This is a genomic window from Pseudomonas bharatica CSV86 (genome assembly GCF_000319305.2).
Classification (GTDB): Bacteria; Pseudomonadota; Gammaproteobacteria; order Pseudomonadales; family Pseudomonadaceae; genus Aquipseudomonas; species Aquipseudomonas bharatica.
Genome location: NZ_AMWJ02000001.1, coordinates 105,448 through 127,045, shown reverse-complemented (window position 1 = coordinate 127,045; position 21,598 = coordinate 105,448). Strand labels below are relative to the sequence as shown.

Below are 21,598 nucleotides of genomic sequence, written 5' to 3'. Positions count from 1 at the left end.
GAGTAAGACTTTTTTGATATTACCGAAGCGGCTTCTGCTATCGAATCAAGCAGAAAGAAAGGAAGGAGTGGAGAGTCGATCTGTAAGCCGGGTTCTGTCGAGGACAGTCATTCCTCTACGACGGCCATCACTGGACGCCTTTAGCAACCTACCCGGTTCCAACGCGGGCCGCGCCATGTGGAACCCTATTTGGTCTTGCTCCGAGTGGGGTTTGCCTAGCCACGAACTGTTACCAGTCGTGCGGTGCGCTCTTACCGCACCTTTTCACCCTTACCGGCACCGAGGTGCTTAGGCGGTTGTTTTCTGTGGCACTTTCCGTAGGCTCGCGCCCCCAGGCGTTACCTGGCACTCTGCCCTATGGAGCCCGGACTTTCCTCCCCTGCTTTTGCGGAACAAAATCAGGCAGCGACTGTCCAATCGACTCTCCGCCGCAAAGATTAACGGCAGCGGCCCCGGAGAACAAGTGACAAAACAGATAATATCAATGTGACATCATTTATTTTTCTGTTTTTCCAGAGCCACTTGATACAAAACATTCTTCCTTACCCCGGTAATTTCCGCAGCCAACGCCGCCGCGCGCTTGAGCGGCATTTCCGCCAGCAATAAATCCAGGATGCGCAAGACTTCCCCGCTTACCGCCTGTTCATCTTCCGGCGCGGTCCAGCCTGCCACCAGCACCACACATTCACCCCGTTGCTGATTGCTGTCGTTTTCGACGAACTCGCGCAATTGCGCCAAGGGCAGGCCTTTCAGGGTTTCAAAGGTCTTGGTCAGCTCGCGCCCGAGCACTGCCGGACGCTCGCCGCCAAAGATCGCTTCCATATCCTGCAGGCATTCGAGAATGCGATGCGGAGCCTCATAGAAGATCAAGGTACGCGGTTCTTCCTTCAGCAGATTCAGACGCCCCTGACGCCCAACGGCCTTGGCAGGCAGAAAACCTTCGAAGATGAACCGGTCGGAAGGCAACCCCGCAGCCGACAGTGCAGCAATCAGTGCGCAGGCCCCTGGCACTGGCACGACACTTATGCCAGCCGCACGCGCCTGGCGCACCAGGTGATAGCCAGGGTCGGAAATCAACGGCGTCCCCGCATCGGAAATCAACGCAACGTTTTCCCCGGCCAGCAGACGGGTGACGAAACGGTTGCCCTCATCGCGCTCATTGTGTTCGTGACAGGGCGCCAGGGGCGTATTGATGCCGAAATGTTGCAGCAACCGCACCGAGTGGCGAGTGTCCTCGGCCGCGATCAAAGCGACATCACCAAGGATCTTCAAGGCCCGGGCACTGATGTCATCCAGGTTGCCGATGGGGTGGCCACGACGTAAAGGGTCCCGGCAGCGGGATTGGAAGCACCTGGAACATCGCTCACAACAAACACCTGTTTTCTGGATTGAAGCCGCCATTGTAGCGCGAGAGCCGGTCGCAATTCCCCACCGAAGCCTTGTACTGCGACCTGAATCGAAGGTTTCACGCCAGCAAGATCGCGCCACGGCCAGTGCTTGGGTACAATCGCAGGTTAATTTGATCGAGTAACAGGACCCGTACATGATCGCATGCCTGCGGCTACTCTCAGCCCTCTGCCTCGCCGCCCTGCTGGCAGCCTGTGCCAGTTCGCCTTCGTCCAGCCTGGGCGAATTGCCACGCACCCCGGACGCCAGCATCGAGCAACTGCTCGACCAGGCTGCCAACAGCAAGACGCCGGAAAAGGCCGCCCTGCTGCGCCTGAGCGCTGCCGACCTGGCCTACCGGCAGAAAGACAACGCACGTGCCGCACGCATCCTCGAGCAAGTCCAGCTGGATACCCTGAAACCGGCCCAACAGGTCTTCGCCAGTACGCTCTCCGCCGAGCTGGCGCTAAGCCGTAACCAGCCGAAAGCAGCGCTGACCGCCCTCAGTCATCCGAGCCTGGCACACCTGAACGAACTGCCGGCCGACCTGCAGGCCCGCACCCGCAGTGCCCACGCTGCCGCGTTCGAAGCGGACGGGCAGCCCCTCGCCGCCGCCAAGGAGCGCATCGCACTGGCACCGCTGCTGAACGGCGACGCCGCCACGGCAAACAACGATGCGATCTGGAGCCTGGTGGCCGCCCTGCCTGCCGAGCAACTGCAAACCGGCGCGAGCGACACCCTTGGCGGCTGGACCAGCCTGGCCCTGGCCGTGAAGAGCGCCGGCACCCTGGAGCAGCAACAGGCCGCCATCGACACCTGGAAAGCGCAAAACCCCAACCACCCGGCCGCCCTGCAATTGCCCACGCCCCTGGTGAAACTGAAAAGCCTGACCAGCCAGCCACTGAGCAAGATCGCATTGCTGCTGCCGCAGGAAGGCCAACTCGCCGGCGTTGCCCGCGCCCTGCGCGACGGCTTCATGGCTGCGCACTTCCAGGCCCAGCAGGCGGGCCAGAATCCTCCGGCCATCCAGGTCTTCGACAGCTCGCGCCTGACCTCCCTCGACGATTTCTACCGCCAGGCCCAGGCCGCCGGCGTGCAACTGGTGGTCGGACCGCTGGAAAAACCGCTGGTCAAGCAACTCGCCACCTACCCGCAACTGCCGATCACTACCCTCGCCCTGAACTACAGCGACGCCGGTCAGAACACCCCGCCGCAACTGTTCCAGTTCGGCCTCGCCGCCGAAGACGAAGCCCGCGAGGTGTCCCGCCGCGCCTACGCCGACGGCATGCGCCGTGCCGTAGCACTGGTGCCGAGTGGCGAATGGGGCGATCGCGTGCTCAATGCCTTCCGCCAGGATTGGGAAGCCAAGGGCGGCACCCTGCTCGCCGCCGAGCGCGTGGCCCAGCCGGTGGCGCTGGCCCAGCAGATCGCCGACCTGTTCCAGCTACGCCAGAGCGAAGGCCGCGCCAAGAGCCTGCAAAGCACCGTGGGCGGCAATGTCTCGGCACAGCCATCGCGTCGCCAGGACATCGACTTCATCTTCCTCGCCTCGACTCCGCAGCAGGCCCAGCAGATCAAGCCGACCCTCAATTTCCAGTACGCAGGTGACGTGCCGGTATACGCAACCTCCAACGTGTACAGTGCCAGCGGCGACGTGAACCAGTACAACGACATGACCGGTATCCGCTTCTGCGAAACCCCATGGCTGCTCGACACCACCAACGGCCTGCGCCTGCAGGTCGTTCGCCAGTGGCCACAGGCGGCCGGCAGTCTTGGCCGCCTCTACGCCATGGGCGTCGATGCCTACAGCCTCGCACCGCGCCTGGGCCAGCTGAAAACCCTGCCGGACAATCGTATCGAGGGCCTATCCGGCAGCCTTGGCATGAGCCCGAACCAGCGCATCGAGCGCCAGTTGCCGTGGGCAGAGTTCGCCGGCGGCCAGATCAAGCGCCTGCCTGACACTCCCCGCTGAAATGCCCGCACCTTCACGCCAGGCCGCCGGAATGGCGGCCGAGCAACAGGCCCTGGATTATCTGACGACCCGGGGCCTGGTGCTGCTGGCGCGGAACTGGCGGTGCAAGCGCGGCGAGCTTGATCTGGTCATGCTCGACCGCGATACAGTAGTATTCGTCGAAGTTCGTTATCGCCTGCATGCAGGCTTTGGCGGCGCCCTCGGCAGCATCGATGCCCGCAAGCAGGAAAAACTGACGCTCGCCGCACAGCATTTCCTGATGGAGGAACCGCGCTGGGCCAAGCACCCCTGCCGCTTCGATGTAATCGCCTTGCAAGGCAGCGGTCATTCGGGTCAACCGCTCGACTGGCTGCAGAATGCCTTCGACAGTTGACCCCGCGCCGACGGACGCACCTTTACCCTTTCAACTTTTTGCTCTTTGCTTCGCGGGCTGCACAGACATGTGCCGGGAGCCTTTCAATCCCCGCCCGGCCAGCCCCATTTAAGGTCACACTGATGGACATGCAATCCCGAATTCGCCAGTTATTCCAGGCAAGCATCAACGCCAAGCAACAGGCGATGGAAGTTCTTGCACCCCACATCGAGCAAGCCAGCCAGCTCATGGTCAACGCCCTGCTGAACGAGGGCAAGATGCTTGCCTGCGGCAATGGTGGCTCGGCCGGTGACGCCCAGCACTTTTCCTCGGAACTGCTCAACCGCTTCGAACGCGAGCGCCCGAGCCTGCCGGCCATCGCCCTGACCACCGACACCTCGACCATCACATCGATCGCCAACGACTACAGCTACAACGAGGTGTTTTCCAAGCAGATCCGCGCCCTTGGCCAGCCAGGCGACGTACTGCTGGCGATCTCCACCAGCGGCAACTCGGCAAACATAATTCAGGCGATCCAGGCGGCACATGATCGCGAAATGATTGTCGTAGCATTGACCGGGCGCGACGGCGGCGGCATGGCTTCGCTGCTGCTGCCCGAAGATGTCGAGATTCGCGTTCCGGCCAATGTCACCGCACGTATTCAGGAAGTCCACCTGCTGGCGATCCACTGCCTCTGCGACCTGATCGACAGCCAATTGTTCGGGAGTGAAGAATGACCCCAAAACGCCTCGGCCTGATGGCCCTGACCCTGTGCCTGAGCCTGAGCGGTTGCAGCTCGGTGATCACCGCCAGCCGTGAAGCCCCGATCGATGACGACCGCGGCACGCGCACCCTGGGCAGCAAGATCGACGACTCGCTGATCGAGACCAAAGTGGCAGTCAACGTTGCCAAGGCCAGCCCTGACCTGGACAAGAACTCGCACATCGTCGTCAGCAGCTACAACGGCGTTGTCCTGCTGGCCGGCCAGACCCCGCGCGCCGACCTGAAGAGCCTGGCCGAGCAAACCGCCGGCCAGGTGCAAAAGGTCAAGAAGGTGCACAACGAGCTGCAGGTGCTCCAGCCTTCCTCGCTACTGGCACGCAATAACGACGCCTGGCTGACCACCAAGATCAAGACCCAGATGCTGACCGACGCCAACATCCCCGCTACGCGAATCAAGGTCATCACCGAAAACGGCATCGTCTACATGCTCGGCCTGCTGACCCAGGCCGAAGCCAACCGCGCTACCAACCTGGTGCAGGGCGTGTCCGGCGTGCAGAAGATCGTCAAGCTGTTCGAATACATCGACTGACAGCAAACAGAAAAAGCAGCTCCCGGGGGCTTTGGGAACACTTGTCCTTCAGATCTCCGCGCCCCCTGTAGGAGCTGGCTTGCCAGCGATTACTGCAGTGAACCCACCATAGCAATCGCTGGCAAGCCAGCTCCCACAGGTTAGATGTCAGCATCCAGATACGAAAAAGGCGACCCTCACAGGTCGCCTTTTTTCATTTCACCACTTTCAGACTCGGCCGCCCGCTCGGACGCGGCGGCTGCCCGCCGTCCGGCGGACCGTCGTCATCCGGCTCGACATCATCTTCTTCATCATCGGCTATCGGCGGCTCGAGCTCGAAGACCATGCCCTGACCATTCTCACGGGCATAGATGCCAAGAATGGCTGCGGTCGGCACATAAAGACTGTGGGCTACGCCGCCGAAACGCCCTTCGAAACTGACCGCGTCGTTTTCCATCTGCAGACCGCGCACGGCGTTCGGCGAGATATTCAGGACAATCTGTCCGTCGCTGGCAAAACCCTGGGGCACCTGTACCGCAGGGTACTCGGCATTCACCAGGATATGAGGCGTGCAATCGTTGTCCACGATCCACTCGTACAGTGCACGCACCAGGTAGGGGCGACTGGAGTTCATCAACAGCTCCTTAAAGCTTGCGCATTTCTCGTTCAGCAGCGGACAGGCTCGCCTGGAAGGGCTCGCGGGCAAACTGTCGCTCCATATAGTCAAGCAGGGGCTTGGCCTGCCGTGGCAATTCGATTCCGAGGATAGGCAACCGCCACAAGATAGGTAGTAGACAACAATCCACCAGACTTTGCTCCTCGCTGAGGAAACAGGGCTTGTCAGCGAACAACGGGGATACCCCGGTAAGGCTCTCGCGCAGCTCCTTTCTAGCCTGGGCGCGGACGGTGTCCTTTGCCCGCGGATCGAGGATCTGGTCCACAAGTGCACACCAATCGCGCTGGATACGGTGAACCAGCAACCGGCTGTTCGCTCGCGCCACCGGATAAGCCGGCAGCAATGGTGGATGAGGATAACGTTCGTCGAGGTATTCCATCACCACGGTGGATTCGTACAACGCCAGATCGCGGTCGACCAGGGTCGGCAAGCTACCGTACGGATTGGCCTCAAGCAATTTGGCCGGCTGGCTGCCGGCTACGACGTCGATGATCTCGACGCTGACAGCTTTCTCGGCGAGGACGAGGCGTACCCGATGAGAATAGTGGTCAGCGGGGTCGGAGTAGCAGGCCAACCGATTGGTCATGCCCATAAGATTCCTCCTCGCATGGAATGGTAAAAGCTATAAACGCAAACGCGCCCTGGGGTACCTCCGAACTCCGGAGGCGCCCCAGGGCGCGCGTTCAACTACCAGAAAATTACTGCGTGATCAGTGCACGTCCTTCCAGTATTCGCGCTTGAGCAGGTAGGCGAATACGAAGAAGAAGGCCAGGTACAGCAGTACATAGGTACCGATGCGTTGGCTTTCCAGTTTGACCGGGTTGGCCGAATAGGCCAGGAAGGTCACCAGGTTCTTGACCTTCTCGTCGAACTGCTCTTCGCTCAGGGTACCGGATTTCGGCACGATGGTCAGCTGGTCACAGGCTTCATGCGTCAGCGGTGCGCCGGTCAGCGGGTCGAACTGCTTCTTGCCATCGACCACGGTCTGAATCTGCTTGCAGCCCACGACCTGGCGTCCCTGCAGGCCCACCAGTACGTTCGGCATACCGACGTTCGGGAAGATCTTGTTGTTCACGCCCCATGGACGCGCCGGATCCTCGTAGAAGCCGCGCAGGTAGCTGTACAGCCAGTCGGTACCGCGCACCCGGGCGACCAGGGTCAGGTCGGGCGGCGCAGCGCCGAACCAGACCTTGGCGTCGGCCGGCTGCATGCCGATGTTCATGTGGTCGCCGATCTTGGCACCGGTGAACACCAGCTTTTCGAGCATCAGCTCATGGGGAATGCCCAGGTCATCGGCCACACGCTCGTAACGCTGGAACTTGGCACTGTGGCAACCCATGCAATAGTTGGCAAAGGTGCGGGCACCGTCCTGCATGGCGGCCTTGTCGGTCAGGTCGATATCGACTTTATCCAGTTCCGGACCATGCTCGCTGGCGGCGAAGGTCAGGGCAGGCATCACTGCCAGAATCAATACTGCAAATAGCTTTTTCATCAGCCAGTCACCCTTTCCGGAACCGGTTTGGTCTTCTCAAGCCTGGTGTAGAACGGCATCAGAATGAAGTAGGCGAAATACAGGAAGGTACATACCTGCGACAGCAGCGTGCGACCCGGCGTCGGCGCCAGGACACCCAGCACACCGAGGATCACGAAGGCAACGCAGAACACCAGCAGCCAGATCTTGCTCAGCCAGCCCTTGTAGCGCATAGAGCGCACCGGGCTGCGGTCAAGCCACGGCAGGACGAACAGCACTGCAATCGCAGCACCCATGGCGATGACGCCGAAGAGCTTGTCCGGAACCGCGCGCAGAATCGCGTAGAACGGGGTGAAGTACCAGACCGGCGCGATGTGCTCGGGAGTCTTGAAGGCGTTGGCCTGCTCGAAGTTAGGTTTTTCCAGGAAATACCCACCCATTTCCGGGAAGAAGAACACCACGGCACAGAACACGAAGAGGAACACTACTACGCCGACGATATCCTTGACGGTGTAGTACGGGTGGAACGGAATGCCATCCAGCGGAATGCCGTTCTCGTCCTTTTTCTTCTTGATGTCGACGCCATCGGGGTTGTTCGAGCCAACTTCGTGCAGCGCCAGGATGTGCAGCACTACCAGGCCAAGGATCACGATCGGCAAGGCGATCACATGCAAGGCGAAGAAGCGGTTCAGGGTGATGCCGGAAATCAGGTAGTCACCACGGATCCACTGGGTCAGGTCATCGCCGATTACCGGAATGGCACCGAACAGCGAAATGATCACCTGGGCGCCCCAGTAGGACATCTGCCCCATGGCAGCAGGTAGCCCATGAAGGCCTCGGCCATCAGCGCCAGGTAGATCAGCATGCCGAAGATCCACACCAGCTCGCGGGCTTCTGGTAGGAACCATAAAGCAGGCCGCGGAACATGTGCAGGTAGACAACGATGAAGAACGCCGAGGCGCCGGTGGAGTGCAGATACCGCAGGATCCAGCCGTACTCGACATCGCGCATGATGTATTCGACCGAGGCAAAAGCCTCCTCGGCCGACGGAGTGAAGCTCATGGTCAGCCAGACACCAGTGACGATCTGGTTGACCAGCACCAATAGCGCCAGGGAGCCGAAGAAGTACAGGAAGTTGAAGTTCTTCGGCGCGTAATACTTGCTCAGGTGGTCTTCCCACATCTTGGTGGCGGGGAAGCGGGCGTCAACCCATTCCATGAACTTGCTCATCACGCTTTCTCCTGATCGACGCCGACGACGATGATGTCATCCGACTCGTACGAATGCGGTGGCACCGGCAGATTGAGCGGCGCTGGCTGGGACTTGTAGACGCGGCCGGCAAGGTCGTAGTGAGAGCCGTGGCACGGGCAGAAATAGCCACCGACCCACTTCGGACCAAGGTCGGCAGGCGCGACTTCAGGGCGGAAAGTCGGCGAGCAGCCGAGGTGTGTACACAGGCCGACAAGCACCAAGATTTCCGGCTTGATCGAGCGATTCGACGGGTCGACGTAGGTAGGCTGAACCGAAGCCTTGGATTCCGGATCCGAGAGATCTGCGGTGATCTTCTTCAAATTACCCAGGATCTCTTCGGTGCGACGGACGATGAACACCGGCTGACCGCGCCACTCGGCCACCAACTGCTGCCCAGGTTCCACCTTGGCAATATTGACCTTCACCGGTGCACCGGCCGCTTTCGCCTTGGCACTGGGAAACCATGACCCTACGAACGGGACCGCAGCCCCCACCGCCCCTGCTGCGCCCACAACGGATGTGGCTGCAACCAGGAAGCGACGCCGGCCTGCATTGACGCCGTCATTGCTCATTCAGTCCTCTCCCATCAGCTTTGTGGCCTGTTGAAACAGGCATCTACTAAGTAATTTCTGAAGCGCTAAAAATTTGCCGCATGGTAAAGAAAAGACCCATGACTGGCAAGGTTATTACCCTGGCCATAGGCCTGCATCCCACGCAGGTCTTGATCTGCGTCTATGCGGCAAGTTGTCACACAAATGGCCGACCCCCTTTATTCAAGACATAAAAAAAGCCCGGTTCCACTTGGAACCGGGCTTTTTTTGAAACTCCTGGCGAATTAACGCTTGGAGTATTGTGGACGCTTACGTGCTTTACGCAGACCCACTTTCTTACGCTCGACTTCACGAGCGTCACGAGTCACGTAACCAGCACGACGCAGAGCGCCACGCAGGGTTTCGTCGTACTCCATCAGAGCGCGGGTGATACCGTGACGGATCGCACCGGCCTGACCGCTGACACCACCACCGGCAACGGTGACGTAGATGTCGAACTTCTCGACGGTTTCGGTCAGTTCCAGCGGCTGGCGAACTACCATGCGCGCGGTTTCACGACCGAAGAACACGTCCAGGGAACGGTTGTTGATGGAGATGTTGCCAGTGCCCGGACGCAGGAAAACGCGAGCGGTTGCAGTCTTGCGACGGCCAGTGCCGTAATTTTGAGTCGCCGACATAATGAACTATTCCGTTAAATCTTCAGTTCTTGGGGCTGCTGAGCAGTATGAGGGTGAGTAGCGCCCGCATAGACTTTCAGCTTACGGTACATGTCGCGACCCAGCGGGTTCTTCGGCAGCATGCCTTTAACCGCGGTCTCGATCACGCGCTCTGGGGCCTTGGCAATCAGCTTCTCGAAGTTGATTTCCTTGATACCGCCCGGGAAGCCGGAGTGGGAGTAGTACATCTTGTCCGAAGTCTTGGCACCAGTGACACGTACCTGCTCGGCATTGATCACGACGATGTAGTCGCCGGTGTCAACGTGAGGGGTGTACTCTGGCTTGTGCTTGCCACGCAGACGGCTCGCGATTTCAGTGGCCAGACGACCCAGGGTCTGACCAGCAGCGTCAACGACGAACCAGTCGCGTTTTACTGTTTCCGGTTTAGCAGTAAAAGTTTTCATTCTTTAATAAGCCTCAGAGGCCGCCCAGCAAAAAAATAGACGGCGAATCTTACTGAATAGTGCTTACTTTGACAAGGTCAAAGGCAGCCGAATACGAACGCTTTCGGGGGCTCGGGTCAGCGCGTTCGATACTTGGCGGGGTTCTTTTTCAGCGACGGGGCATCACTCCCACCGTAGAAACAGACGGCGGATTATCCGGATTACCAGAAAAATATCAAGCGGATTTTCCACGCCGGCCTGCTCCGCCCCGCACAGGCGTGACCCTGTGCACGCATGTACCCGTGCCCTCGGGCCGGAGACTGGACACAATCGCCAAAAAATAAGACGATCCAGCCGGTGATTGACCACTCTGACCTATAAGAATAAAGGGGTATCCGGAATTTCTGGTTGATAAAATGCCAAAGATGTAAAGAAGAAAATCTTTCTCAGCGGATTATCTGATTGATCCTCTTCAGCCTACTCTACTGCCAATTTTCTGTTTCCACCTTCGCCTGAGTCTTCATAGCGATGCTGACTAGGGAGGACAGCGAGAGCTGGGCAAGCGTCAAAGCGGTTCTGGTTCATGCGCAATCCGGACACCTGCACAACATTCCTCTTGTAAGAAACCGATCAAATTCTCTAGGTGCCCATACTCGGGTATACAGACAATCGTGCGGCTATGTTTCTCCTGCCGGATCAGCCCTACCTTGGCCATGCGCGCAAGGTGATGTGATAGCGTCGAAGCAGGAATACCCAGCCCCTTCTGGATATCTCCGACCGAAGCCCCATCATGGCCAGCTTTGACCAGAAAGCGGAACACGGACAGTCGGTGACTATTCCCTAGCTCAGCTAAGCTGGCTGCAACCTTTTCGTGATCCATAGCACGCCCCAATAATTCGATGTTTCTAGAATTATAGTTGACAGGTCGGATAAACGCAAGTAGGCTGCGTACATCATTTCGACAATACTAGAAATATAGGAGTAATATTGAATGTCATCTCAACTCCAAGACGCTCTAGGCATGTTCGCCTTTCTCGCTATCGAGCTATCGGTTTTATTCATTGGCATTAGCTTGCTGGTCGGAGTTCTTCAACGTCACATCCCACCATCCAAGGTGGAAGCGTTACTGACTTCCAGTGGGAAGCGAGGCTATTTTCTTGCTGCTGGTTTAGGAGCTATAACGCCCTTCTGTAGTTGCTCGACTATCCCCATGTTGAAAGGGTTGATTCGGGCACGGGCCGGTTTTGGGCCGATGATGGTGTTTCTTTTCTCATCTCCGTTGCTGAATCCTATCGTCGTCGGCCTGCTGGTTGCCACGTTTGGATGGACACTTACTGCTATCGGGTATCCGGAATTTCTGGTTGATAAAATGCCAAAGATGTAAAGAAGAAAATCTTTCTCAGCGGATTATCTGATTGATCCTCTTCAGCCTACTCTACTGCCAATTTTCTGTTTCCACCTTCGCCTGAGTCTTCATAGCGATGCTGACTAGGGAGGACAGCGAGAGCTGGGCAAGCGTCAAAGCGGTTCTGGTTCATGCGCAATCCGGACACCTGCACAACATTCCTCTTGTAAGAAACCGATCAAATTCTCTAGGTGCCCATACTCGGGTATACAGACAATCGTGCGGCTATGTTTCTCCTGCCGGATCAGCCCTACCTTGGCCATGCGCGCAAGGTGATGTGATAGCGTCGAAGCAGGAATACCCAGCCCCTTCTGGATATCTCCGACCGAAGCCCCATCATGGCCAGCTTTGACCAGAAAGCGGAACACGGACAGTCGGTGACTATTCCCTAGCTCAGCTAAGCTGGCTGCAACCTTTTCGTGATCCATAGCACGCCCAATAATTCGATGTTTCTAGAATTATAGTTGACAGGTCGGATAAACGCAAGTAGGCTGCGTACATCATTTCGACAATACTAGAAATATAGGAGTAATATTGAATGTCATCTCAACTCCAAGACGCTCTAGGCATGTTCGCCTTTCTCGCTATCGAGCTATCGGTTTTATTCATTGGCATTAGCTTGCTGGTCGGAGTTCTTCAACGTCACATCCCACCATCCAAGGTGGAAGCGTTACTGACTTCCAGTGGGAAGCGAGGCTATTTTCTTGCTGCTGGTTTAGGAGCTATAACGCCCTTCTGTAGTTGCTCGACTATCCCCATGTTGAAAGGGTTGATTCGGGCACGGGCCGGTTTTGGGCCGATGATGGTGTTTCTTTTCTCATCTCCGTTGCTGAATCCTATCGTCGTCGGCCTGCTGGTTGCCACGTTTGGATGGACACTTACTGCTATCTATGTGCTCGCCGCTTTGGTGGTCGCGGTAGGTGCCGGATGGCTGCTTCACACGCTTGGCTTCGAGCGTTATGTGCGCCGGACGGCGACACAAGAGAGCAGTGGATGTAGTTCATCAGCAAGCCCGTGCAGTGCTACATCGACCGCATCGAGTTGCGGCACCAACAGCTGCGACACCACTCCGAAGACGGCTTCTTGCGGGGCTGATAGGAAGACAACAGTCTCTACGTCTAGCGAATGCTGTGACAGTCAACCCACTGTCACGGTTAAGAAAGAAGGGAAGTACAGTGGTGTGTGGCGGGAAGCTTGGTCGGACTTTATCGATGTGTTGCCTTACCTGCTCATCGGTATTGCGATTGGCAGCGTGATCTATGGTTTCATGCCCACTGACTTATTGGAGCAGTATGCAGGCCCAGATAATCCCTTTGCCATTCCAGTTGCCGCTGTCATCGGCGTGCCGTTGTATATTCGCGCTGAAGCCGTCATACCTCTGGCAGCGGCTCTGATGGCCAAAGGCGTGGGTGCCGGGACGGTGCTAGCGTTGATCATCGGCAGTGCCGGAGCCAGCCTGACTGAGCTCATTCTGTTGCGCTCTTTGTTCACGCTGAAGCTTTTAGCGGCGTTTTTAGCAGTCATTTTTGCTATGGCGATGATTGCCGGTTACGCCACCTACCTGTTTTTCTGATCAAGGCGGGAGATGATTAATTCGTTAAGCCTTCCTGGGTACCAGTTGGTGGATTCTGATGAGCAGAATGAAGACATACATTTTCGGCTTGAAGCACCTACACCAGTAGCCTGCGAGGGGTGCGGCGTGCAGGGTGAGTTCGTGCGGTTCGGCAAGCGTGACGTTCCCTATCGTGATCTGCCCATCCACGGCAAGCGGGTCACTCTCTGGGTGGTCCGCCGCCGATACACCTGCCGGGCCTGCAAGACAACATTCAGGCCCCAGCTACCGGAGATGGTGGACGGATTCCGTATGACACTGCGGCTGCATGAGTACGTGGAGAAGGAATCCTTCAACCACCCCTACACCTTTGTGGCGGCACAGACCGGCCTGGACGAGAAGACGGTGCGCGACATCTTCAACGCCCGCGCCGAGTTCCTGGGGCGCTGGCACCGCTTCGAGACGCCCCGCATCCTGGGCATTGACGAGCTATACCTGAACAAGCGCTACCGCTGCATTCTGACCAACATTGAGGAGCGAACCCTGCTCGACCTGCTGGCCACCCGCCGCCAGGACGTGGTGACCAACTACCTGATGAAGCTGAAAGACCGGCAGAAGGTCGAGATCGTCAGCATGGACATGTGGAACCCCTACCGGGCAGCGGTCAAGGCTGTGCTGCCCCAGGCCCGTATCGTGGTCGATAAGTTCCATGTGGTGCGCATGGCCAACGATGCCCTAGAGAGAGTGCGCAAGGGCCTCAGAAAGGAGCTGAAACCGTCCCAGAGCCGGACTCTCAAGGGAGACCGGAAAATCCTGCTGAAACGCGCTCACGAAGTCTCAGACCGGGAGCGCCTCATCATGGAGACCTGGACAGGCGCGTTCCCGCAACTGCTGGCCGCCTACGAGCACAAGGAGCGCTTCTACGGCATCTGGGACGCCACCACACGGCTCCAGGCAGAAGCCGCCCTGGACGAGTGGATAGCCACCATCCCGAAGGGCCAAAAGGAAGTCTGGAGCGATCTGGTCAGGGCAGTGGGAAACTGGCGCGAAGAGACCATGACCTACTTCGAGACGGACATGCCCGTCACCAACGCTTACACGGAGTCCATCAACCGACTGGCCAAGGACAAGAACCGTGAAGGGCGCGGTTACTCCTTCGAGGTGATGCGGGCACGAATGCTCTACACCACGAAGCACAAGAAGAAGGCACCGACTGCGAAGGTCTCTCCTTTCTACAAGAAAACCATCGGTTACGGACTGCCGGACTTCGCAGAGGAACTCAACTACGGAGTCGATCTATCAACCATCTGATAATGGTATCAGGTTGGTGGGGTAAAGGTGCCCATCAACCATTAAATCCGTATACCCTTTCTTTTCTCATCTCCGTTGCTGAATCCTATCGTCGTCGGCCTGCTGGTTGCCACGTTTGGATGGACACTTACTGCTATCTATGTGCTCGCCGCTTTGGTGGTCGCGGTAGGTGCCGGATGGCTGCTTCACACGCTTGGCTTCGAGCGTTATGTGCGCCGGACGGCGACACAAGAGAGCAGTGGATGTAGTTCATCAGCAAGCCCGTGCAGTGCTACATCGACCGCATCGAGTTGCGGCACCAACAGCTGCGACACCACTCCGAAGACGGCTTCTTGCGGGGCTGATAGGAAGACAACAGTCTCTACGTCTAGCGAATGCTGTGACAGTCAACCCACTGTCACGGTTAAGAAAGAAGGGAAGTACAGTGGTGTGTGGCGGGAAGCTTGGTCGGACTTTATCGATGTGTTGCCTTACCTGCTCATCGGTATTGCGATTGGCAGCGTGATCTATGGTTTCATGCCCACTGACTTATTGGAGCAGTATGCAGGCCCAGATAATCCCTTTGCCATTCCAGTTGCCGCTGTCATCGGCGTGCCGTTGTATATTCGCGCTGAAGCCGTCATACCTCTGGCAGCGGCTCTGATGGCCAAAGGCGTGGGTGCCGGGACGGTGCTAGCGTTGATCATCGGCAGTGCCGGAGCCAGCCTGACTGAGCTCATTCTGTTGCGCTCTTTGTTCACGCTGAAGCTTTTAGCGGCGTTTTTAGCAGTCATTTTTGCTATGGCGATGATTGCCGGTTACGCCACCTACCTGTTTTTCTGATCAAGGCGGGAGATGATTAATTCGTTAAGCCTTCCTGGGTACCAGTTGGTGGATTCTGATGAGCAGAATGAAGACATACATTTTCGGCTTGAAGCACCTACACCAGTAGCCTGCGAGGGGTGCGGCGTGCAGGGTGAGTTCGTGCGGTTCGGCAAGCGTGACGTTCCCTATCGTGATCTGCCCATCCACGGCAAGCGGGTCACTCTCTGGGTGGTCCGCCGCCGATACACCTGCCGGGCCTGCAAGACAACATTCAGGCCCCAGCTACCGGAGATGGTGGACGGATTCCGTATGACACTGCGGCTGCATGAGTACGTGGAGAAGGAATCCTTCAACCACCCCTACACCTTTGTGGCGGCACAGACCGGCCTGGACGAGAAGACGGTGCGCGACATCTTCAACGCCCGCGCCGAGTTCCTGGGGCGCTGGCACCGCTTCGAGACGCCCCGCATCCTGGGCATTGACGAGCTATACCTGAACAAGCGCTACCGCTGCATTCTGACCAACATTGAGGAGCGAACCCTGCTCGACCTGCTGGCCACCCGCCGCCAGGACGTGGTGACCAACTACCTGATGAAGCTGAAAGACCGGCAGAAGGTCGAGATCGTCAGCATGGACATGTGGAACCCCTACCGGGCAGCGGTCAAGGCTGTGCTGCCCCAGGCCCGTATCGTGGTCGATAAGTTCCATGTGGTGCGCATGGCCAACGATGCCCTAGAGAGAGTGCGCAAGGGCCTCAGAAAGGAGCTGAAACCGTCCCAGAGCCGGACTCTCAAGGGAGACCGGAAAATCCTGCTGAAACGCGCTCACGAAGTCTCAGACCGGGAGCGCCTCATCATGGAGACCTGGACAGGCGCGTTCCCGCAACTGCTGGCCGCCTACGAGCACAAGGAGCGCTTCTACGGCATCTGGGACGCCACCACACGGCTCCAGGCAGAAGCCGCCCTGGACGAGTGGATAGCCACCATCCCGAAGGGCCAAAAGGAAGTCTGGAGCGATCTGGTCAGGGCAGTGGGAAACTGGCGCGAAGAGACCATGACCTACTTCGAGACGGACATGCCCGTCACCAACGCTTACACGGAGTCCATCAACCGACTGGCCAAGGACAAGAACCGTGAAGGGCGCGGTTACTCCTTCGAGGTGATGCGGGCACGAATGCTCTACACCACGAAGCACAAGAAGAAGGCACCGACTGCGAAGGTCTCTCCTTTCTACAAGAAAACCATCGGTTACGGACTGCCGGACTTCGCAGAGGAACTCAACTACGGAGTCGATCTATCAACCATCTGATAATGGTATCAGGTTGGTGGGGTAAAGGTGCCCCATCAACCATTAAATCCGTATACCCGAATAAAGAAAATGATGTTTACCCAACCCAACGTGCCCCTGCGGCGCGTCAGCATCCTCGCGATCGACAAGGTGTTCGCCTCGACCCTGATGCAGGCCAAGGACTTTTTCCACCTGGCCAGCCTGCGCTATGCCAAGCAACTGGGCCTGAGTCTGCAACCGATGTTCGAAACCCGCCTGGTCAGCCCCGACGGCCAGCCGGTGCGCAGTTTCAGCGATGTCCAGGTGCCGGTCGACAGTGGCCTGGAAGAGGCCGACGTCATCGTGCTCCCGGCGTTCTGGGATGATTTCTCGACCTTGTGCGAACGCTATCCGCAGGTCCTGCCCTGGTTGCGCCAGCAGCACGCCCGCGGCGCAGTGCTGTGCGGCGAGGCCAGTGGTGTGTTCTGGCTGGCCGAGGCCGGCTTGCTCGATGGCAAGGAGGCGACCACCTACTGGCGCTTCTTCAATCAGTTCGCCGAGCGTTTCCCCAAGGTCCAGCTGAACCAGGACAAGCACCTGACCGACGCCGACAACCTGTTCTGTGCCGCCGGTACCACATCGGCCTGCGACCTCTACATCTATCTGATCGAGCGCTTTTGTGGCGCCAACGTCGCCCAGGCGGTGGCCCGCGACATCCTCTACGAAGTCCAGCGCAACTACACGCCGGGGCGCATGGGATTCGGCGGGCAGAAACTGCACCAGGATGTGATCATCCTGCAGATCCAGCACTGGCTCGAAGAGCACTTCGCCGACAAGTTCCGTTTCGAGGACGTCGCGCGCAACCACGGCATGAGCATCCGCAACTTCATGCGGCGATTCCAGACCGCCACCGGCGACAAGCCCCTGCACTACCTGCAGCGGTTGCGCATCGAAACGGCAAAGGGATTGCTCTCGGGCACGCGCAAGAGCATCAAGACCATCAGCTACGAAGTCGGCTACGACGACGCCAGCTTCTTCGCACGGCTGTTCCGGCAGCATACGGCGCTGTCGCCGAACCAGTATCGGCAGCAGTTCATGCAGGAAGCCTGAGCCTCGAGCACAAATCTCCCTGCCGATAAAAAACCTGTGGGAGCTGGCTTGCCAGCGATAGCGATGGTGAATTCACCATAGTCATCGCTGGCAAGCCAGCTCCCACAGGGTCGGTGTTGTGCTTTCGAGAGTGGTTAAGGCTTGTGCGCCCGCGCCAGGAACTCGTGGGACTGCATTTCCAGCAGGCGGCTGAGGGTCCGCTGGAATTCGAAGGTCAGGCGACCACCGGTATACAGGTCCTTCAGCTCCACCTCGGCGGAGATGATCAGCTTCACGTTACGGTCGTAGAACTCGTCGACCATGTTGATGAAGCGCCGCGCGATGTCGTCGGTCGCCACGCCCATCTGCTCCACGCCGCTGAGCAGTACGGCATGGAAGATCTTGCCCAGTTCGATGTAGTCGTTCTGGCTGCGCGGCCCATCGCACAACTCGCGGAAGTCGAACCAGGCCACGTCGTCACAGGTACGCAGGGCACGGATCTCGCGGTTCTCGATGATCAGTACATCATTTTCCACTGCCTGGGTGCATTCAGGAGTCAGCGCCCGGAAGCTCTTGCGCAGGCTTTCGTGGGCGGCTTCGTTCAGCGGGAAGTGGAAGAGTTCGGCCTGCTCCAGGTGGCGCAGGCGATAGTCGACGCCGCTGTCGACGTTGACGATCTCGGTGTTCTGCTTGATCAGGGCAATGGCCGGCAGGAAGCGCGCCCGCTGCAGGCCATCCTTGTACAGCCCGTCCGGTACGATGTTGGAGGTCGCCACCAGGGTCACGCCGTTCTTGAACAGCTCTTCCATCAGGGTACCGAGGATCATCGCGTCGGTGATGTCGGACACGAAGAACTCGTCGAAGCAGATCACCCGCGCCTCTTCCGAAAAACGCTTGGCGATGATGGTCAGGGGGTTCTTCTCGCCCTTCAGGCCCTTCATCTCCTCGTGCACACGCTTCATGAAACGGTGGAAGTGCGTGCGGGATTTTTCCTTGAACGGCAGCGCCTCGAAGAAGGTATCGACCAGATAGGTCTTGCCCCGCCCTACCCCGCCCCAGAAATACAGGCCCTTGACCGGCGCCTGCTCCTTCTTGCCGAACAGTTTGCCGAACACGCCCGGCTTATTGTTCTGCGCCGCGATCAGATCGTCGTACAGGCGCTGCAGATGGCGCACCGCAGTTTCCTGCGCCGCATCATGGAAGAAGTCGGGACGTTTCAGATCTGCTTGATATCGTTCTAGGGGCGTCATAATTCGTTAGCAAGGCAACAAAAGCGGGCCGTCACTGTAGCGACGGCCCCGGGTAATGGCAATCAGACTTCCGATAAGCCGTCAGTCCTGTTGGGGTGCCAGGGCGGCACGCAGGGCCTCGATGGCGGCATCACGAGCAGCGGCGTCGGCAAACTGCGCACCTTCGGCCACGGCCTCGCCGTCCAGCCACAGGCTGAAGCCCAGGCCTTCGGCGCGCACGTCCAGTTCCTGGCCCTGCTGCAATTGCTTGGTCACCGCACCAGCGGCCTTGCCGTCGGCGAAGCTGCGCGACAGCAACAGTTGCTCGCCGTCGGCGCCCAGCAGGCGGAAGCGGAAGCTGCCGTCTTCATCGCGGAAGCTGACGAAGCGTGCGGCTTTCGCGGCCTTTTTCTTCGTCTCGACCGGACCTTGGGCGATGGAACGGAAGGAACGCAGCCCCACGGCCTCGCGCAGTTGCTCGAGGAACGGCGTGGCGACCTTGCGGGCTTTCTGCGCGCCAGCCAGGAGAATGTCTTCCAGATCGGCCGGACGGGCAATCAGTTGCTGATAGTGCTCACGGGATTCGCTCAGTTGCCCGTCCAGCAACTGGAACAGCTTCTGCTTGGCTTCGCCCCAGCCCAGGCCCTGCAGGAGTTCGTCACGGAAGCCTGCGGACTGCTCGGCAGTAGCGAACGCCTGGTACAGGGTGAACAGGTGCGAATTGTCCGGATCCTTCGCCTCGCCCGGCGCGCGGGAGTCGGTGACGATGCGCGAGATCGCGTCCTTCATGTCCTTGGCACTGCTGAACAGCGGGATGGTGTTGTCATAGCTCTTGGACATCTTGCGACCGTCCAGGCCCGGCAGGGTCGCCACGCTTTCCTCGATCACCGCTTCCGGCAGAACGAAGAATTCCTTGCCGTTGCCGAACAGGTGATTGAAGCGCTGGCCGATATCACGCGCCATTTCCACGTGCTGGATCTGGTCGCGACCGACCGGCACCTTGTGGGCGTTGAACATCAGGATGTCCGCGGCCATCAGCACCGGATAGCTGTACAGGCCCATGGTCACGCCGGCGTCCGGGTCCTCGCCGTTTTCCAGGTTCTTGTCCACCGAGGCCTTGTAGGCGTGGGCGCGGTTGAGCAGGCCCTTGGCGCTGACACAGGTCAGCAGCCAGGTCAGCTCGGGGATTTCAGGAATATCGGACTGGCGATAGAACGTCACCTTCTCCGCATCCAGGCCGCCGGCCAGCCAGGTGGCGGCGATCTCGAGGCGCGAGCGCTGGATACGCTGCGGGTCGTCGCATTTGATCAGGGCGTGGTAATCGGCGAGGAAATAGAAGGAGTCGGCACCGGGCTGGCGGCTGGCGAGGATCGCCGGGCGGATGGCACCGGCGTAGTTGCCCAGATGCGGGGTGCCGGTGGTGGTGATGCCGGTGAGGATGCGCGTAGTCATGGGTATTCGCTTATCAGCTTGGCTCAGTTCGAAAGACGCGGCAGTACCAGATCCTTGAGGTCGGTCAGCTTGCCATGAAAAAAGTGTCCGCATTCTGCCACTTTCAGCAGCTCATGGGGGCGCGGGAACGCAGCGGACCAGGCGTAGACGATCTGCGGCTCGATCACTTCGTCGGCGTCCGGCTGGACGATGGTCAGTTGCACGTTCTGCGGCGCGGCCTCGCTGCCGGTCAGGCGCATGACGGCAGGAGCGACCATGAACAGATGCTTCAGCGCCACACCTTGCGCCTCAAGACGCCCGCCAAGGGCGGCAGCGACGAAACCGCCGAAGGAGAATCCGAGCAGTGTCAGGGGCAGTTGCGGATGCCGTTCACGCAGCCAGGCGGCAGCCGCCTCGGCATCGTCCACTTCCCCGCTGCCCATATCGTGGCTCCCGGCACTGGCGCCGACGCCGCGATAATTGAAACGCAGCGTGGTCAGGCCGGCATCCCGGGCGGTGCGCTGCAGGGTCGACACCACCTTGTTGAGCATGGTCCCGCCCTGTACCGGGTTGGGATGGCAGATCAGCACCAGGCCATGGGCGTCAGGCACCTCCTGGTACAGGGCTTCCAGTTGACCGACCGGGCCGTCGATGAGAACGGGGATTCGCGGGTAAGCAAGGAATAAACTCCGTGACCCCGGCAAGGGTCGACTCGTCTAGCTGAATGATTCTGTTCTGAAATATTTGCGGGTATACGGATTTAATGGTTGATGGGGCACCTTCACCCCATCAATCTGATACCACCCTCAGATGGTTGATAGATCGACTCCGTAGTTGAGTTCCTCTGCGAAGTCCGGCAGTCCGTAACCGATGGTTTTCTTGTAGAAAGGAGAGACCTTCGCAGTCGGTGCCTTCTTCGGGTATCCGGAATTTCTGGTTGATAAAATGCCAAAGATGTAAAGAAGAAAATCTTTCTCAGCGGATTATCTGATTGATCCTCTTCAGCCTACTCTACTGCCAATTTTCTGTTTCCACCTTCGCCTGAGTCTTCATAGCGATGCTGACTAGGGAGGACAGCGAGAGCTGGGCAAGCGTCAAAGCGGTTCTGGTTCATGCGCAATCCGGACACCTGCACAACATTCCTCTTGTAAGAAACCGATCAAATTCTCTAGGTGCCCATACTCGGGTATACAGACAATCGTGCGGCTATGTTTCTCCTGCCGGATCAGCCCTACCTTGGCCATGCGCGCAAGGTGATGTGATAGCGTCGAAGCAGGAATACCCAGCCCCTTCTGGATATCTCCGACCGAAGCCCCATCATGGCCAGCTTTGACCAGAAAGCGGAACACGGACAGTCGGTGACTATTCCCTAGCTCAGCTAAGCTGGCTGCAACCTTTTCGTGATCCATAGCACGCCCCAATAATTCGATGTTTCTAGAATTATAGTTGACAGGTCGGATAA

Annotated in this window: 24 protein-coding genes, 1 other RNA gene and 2 pseudogenes; 10 read left to right on the top strand and 17 right to left on the bottom strand. The window is 58.6% G+C overall.

What is annotated here, in order from left to right; genetic code table 11:
• Positions 1–67 precede the first annotated feature (67 nt).
• Both rnpB and rsmI read right to left on the bottom strand, forming a co-directional pair.
• An RNA gene (rnpB, locus tag CSV86_RS00605) (RNase P RNA component class A) lies at positions 68–425 on the bottom strand.
• 67 nt (positions 426–492) lie between these two features.
• Positions 493–1,367, bottom strand: a pseudogene (gene rsmI, locus CSV86_RS00600) (16S rRNA (cytidine(1402)-2'-O)-methyltransferase).
• Positions 1,368–1,543: 176 nt separating this feature from the next.
• Here rsmI and CSV86_RS00595 point away from each other — a divergent pair.
• The 4 genes from CSV86_RS00595 to CSV86_RS00580 all read left to right on the top strand — a co-directional run bounded on the left by CSV86_RS00595 (position 1,544) and on the right by CSV86_RS00580 (position 5,022).
• The gene (locus CSV86_RS00595) at positions 1,544–3,358 is read left to right on the top strand and encodes a penicillin-binding protein activator (protein WP_009396649.1); all 1,815 of its coding nucleotides are present in this window, start codon (positions 1,544–1,546) and stop codon (positions 3,356–3,358) included.
• 1 nt (position 3,359) lies between these two features.
• Positions 3,360–3,731, top strand: a complete 372-nt coding sequence (locus CSV86_RS00590; RefSeq protein WP_037059371.1) for a YraN family protein — start codon at positions 3,360–3,362, stop codon at positions 3,729–3,731.
• Positions 3,732–3,853: 122 nt separating this feature from the next.
• Complete coding sequence (locus CSV86_RS00585) at positions 3,854–4,447, top strand: phosphoheptose isomerase (protein ID WP_037059368.1); 594 nt, start codon at positions 3,854–3,856, stop codon at positions 4,445–4,447.
• Positions 4,444–5,022, top strand: a complete 579-nt coding sequence (locus CSV86_RS00580; protein ID WP_009396643.1) for a BON domain-containing protein — start codon at positions 4,444–4,446, stop codon at positions 5,020–5,022. Before CSV86_RS00585 ends, CSV86_RS00580 begins: the two co-directional genes overlap by 4 nt.
• A 193-nt stretch (positions 5,023–5,215) precedes the next feature.
• On the opposite strand, the gene CSV86_RS00575 is transcribed toward CSV86_RS00580, so the two are convergent.
• The 10 genes and pseudogenes from CSV86_RS00575 to CSV86_RS00540 form a co-directional block, all read right to left on the bottom strand.
• Positions 5,216–5,635: a ClpXP protease specificity-enhancing factor gene (locus CSV86_RS00575; protein WP_009396641.1), complete on the bottom strand. Its 420-nt coding sequence runs from the start codon at positions 5,633–5,635 to the stop codon at positions 5,216–5,218.
• Positions 5,636–5,645: 10 nt separating this feature from the next.
• Positions 5,646–6,269, bottom strand: coding sequence for a glutathione S-transferase N-terminal domain-containing protein (locus CSV86_RS00570; RefSeq protein ID WP_009396639.1), 624 nt, complete (start codon positions 6,267–6,269; stop codon positions 5,646–5,648).
• Between the two features lie 117 nt (positions 6,270–6,386).
• On the bottom strand, positions 6,387–7,169 hold the full coding sequence (locus CSV86_RS00565) for a cytochrome c1 (protein ID WP_009396637.1): 783 nt from the start codon (positions 7,167–7,169) through the stop codon (positions 6,387–6,389).
• Complete coding sequence (locus CSV86_RS31550; protein WP_240160429.1) at positions 7,169–7,588, bottom strand: hypothetical protein; 420 nt, start codon at positions 7,586–7,588, stop codon at positions 7,169–7,171. Before CSV86_RS31550 ends, CSV86_RS00565 begins: the two co-directional genes overlap by 1 nt.
• A gap of 60 nt (positions 7,589–7,648) precedes the next feature.
• Positions 7,649–8,037: pseudogene (locus tag CSV86_RS32645) on the bottom strand (cytochrome b N-terminal domain-containing protein); the annotation flags it as partial.
• Entirely contained in the window at positions 8,007–8,330 is a 324-nt protein-coding gene (locus CSV86_RS32640; RefSeq protein WP_283811569.1) for a cytochrome b family protein, read from the bottom strand. The gene CSV86_RS32640 and the pseudogene CSV86_RS32645, both read right to left, overlap by 31 nt.
• Before the next feature lie 47 nt (positions 8,331–8,377).
• Positions 8,378–8,971: a ubiquinol-cytochrome c reductase iron-sulfur subunit gene (gene petA / locus CSV86_RS00555; protein WP_009396633.1), complete on the bottom strand. Its 594-nt coding sequence runs from the start codon at positions 8,969–8,971 to the stop codon at positions 8,378–8,380.
• Positions 8,972–9,234: 263 nt separating this feature from the next.
• Complete coding sequence (gene rpsI, locus CSV86_RS00550) at positions 9,235–9,627, bottom strand: 30S ribosomal protein S9 (RefSeq protein WP_009404633.1); 393 nt, start codon at positions 9,625–9,627, stop codon at positions 9,235–9,237.
• A gap of 14 nt (positions 9,628–9,641) precedes the next feature.
• Positions 9,642–10,070 carry a 50S ribosomal protein L13 gene (gene rplM, locus CSV86_RS00545; RefSeq protein ID WP_009404632.1) on the bottom strand — a complete coding sequence of 143 codons (429 nt, stop codon included), beginning with the start codon at positions 10,068–10,070 and terminating at the stop codon, positions 9,642–9,644.
• Positions 10,071–10,614: 544 nt separating this feature from the next.
• On the bottom strand, positions 10,615–10,929 hold the full coding sequence (locus CSV86_RS00540; RefSeq protein ID WP_000349485.1) for an ArsR/SmtB family transcription factor: 315 nt from the start codon (positions 10,927–10,929) through the stop codon (positions 10,615–10,617).
• A gap of 111 nt (positions 10,930–11,040) precedes the next feature.
• Here CSV86_RS00540 and CSV86_RS00535 point away from each other — a divergent pair, with 111 nt between their 5' ends.
• Positions 11,041–11,433: a permease gene (locus CSV86_RS00535; RefSeq protein ID WP_205346212.1), complete on the top strand. Its 393-nt coding sequence runs from the start codon at positions 11,041–11,043 to the stop codon at positions 11,431–11,433.
• A gap of 134 nt (positions 11,434–11,567) precedes the next feature.
• On the opposite strand, the gene CSV86_RS00530 is transcribed toward CSV86_RS00535, so the two are convergent.
• A complete protein-coding gene (locus tag CSV86_RS00530) occupies positions 11,568–11,882 on the bottom strand; it encodes an ArsR/SmtB family transcription factor (protein WP_000349485.1) in 315 nt (104 codons plus the stop codon).
• Between the two features lie 140 nt (positions 11,883–12,022).
• Between CSV86_RS00530 and CSV86_RS00525 the strand changes: the two genes are divergently transcribed.
• The 5 genes from CSV86_RS00525 to CSV86_RS00505 all read left to right on the top strand — a co-directional run bounded on the left by CSV86_RS00525 (position 12,023) and on the right by CSV86_RS00505 (position 17,497).
• Positions 12,023–13,027 (top strand): permease, encoded by a 1,005-nt coding sequence (locus CSV86_RS00525; protein WP_040363373.1) that lies wholly within the window; start codon positions 12,023–12,025, stop codon positions 13,025–13,027.
• Positions 13,028–13,039: 12 nt separating this feature from the next.
• The gene (locus CSV86_RS00520) at positions 13,040–14,317 is read left to right on the top strand and encodes an ISL3 family transposase (RefSeq protein ID WP_000610830.1); all 1,278 of its coding nucleotides are present in this window, start codon (positions 13,040–13,042) and stop codon (positions 14,315–14,317) included.
• Positions 14,318–14,392: 75 nt separating this feature from the next.
• Positions 14,393–15,139, top strand: a complete 747-nt coding sequence (locus tag CSV86_RS00515; protein ID WP_240160360.1) for a permease — start codon at positions 14,393–14,395, stop codon at positions 15,137–15,139.
• A 12-nt stretch (positions 15,140–15,151) separates the two neighbouring features.
• Positions 15,152–16,429 carry an ISL3 family transposase gene (locus CSV86_RS00510; RefSeq protein ID WP_000610830.1) on the top strand — a complete coding sequence of 426 codons (1,278 nt, stop codon included), beginning with the start codon at positions 15,152–15,154 and terminating at the stop codon, positions 16,427–16,429.
• Positions 16,430–16,600: 171 nt separating this feature from the next.
• Entirely contained in the window at positions 16,601–17,497 is an 897-nt protein-coding gene (locus CSV86_RS00505) for a GlxA family transcriptional regulator (protein WP_167654031.1), read from the top strand.
• Positions 17,498–17,631: 134 nt separating this feature from the next.
• Here CSV86_RS00505 and zapE read toward each other — a convergent pair whose 3' ends face one another.
• The 4 genes from zapE to CSV86_RS00485 form a co-directional block, all read right to left on the bottom strand.
• Positions 17,632–18,726, bottom strand: coding sequence for a cell division protein ZapE (gene zapE / locus CSV86_RS00500; RefSeq protein WP_009408214.1), 1,095 nt, complete (start codon positions 18,724–18,726; stop codon positions 17,632–17,634).
• An 81-nt stretch (positions 18,727–18,807) separates the two neighbouring features.
• Positions 18,808–20,157 carry a tryptophan--tRNA ligase gene (locus tag CSV86_RS00495; protein ID WP_009408212.1) on the bottom strand — a complete coding sequence of 450 codons (1,350 nt, stop codon included), beginning with the start codon at positions 20,155–20,157 and terminating at the stop codon, positions 18,808–18,810.
• A 23-nt stretch (positions 20,158–20,180) separates the two neighbouring features.
• Entirely contained in the window at positions 20,181–20,801 is a 621-nt protein-coding gene (locus tag CSV86_RS00490) for an alpha/beta hydrolase (RefSeq protein ID WP_170394667.1), read from the bottom strand.
• Positions 20,802–21,230: 429 nt separating this feature from the next.
• Positions 21,231–21,545: an ArsR/SmtB family transcription factor gene (locus tag CSV86_RS00485; RefSeq protein ID WP_000349485.1), complete on the bottom strand. Its 315-nt coding sequence runs from the start codon at positions 21,543–21,545 to the stop codon at positions 21,231–21,233.
• Positions 21,546–21,598: the final 53 nt, after the last annotated feature.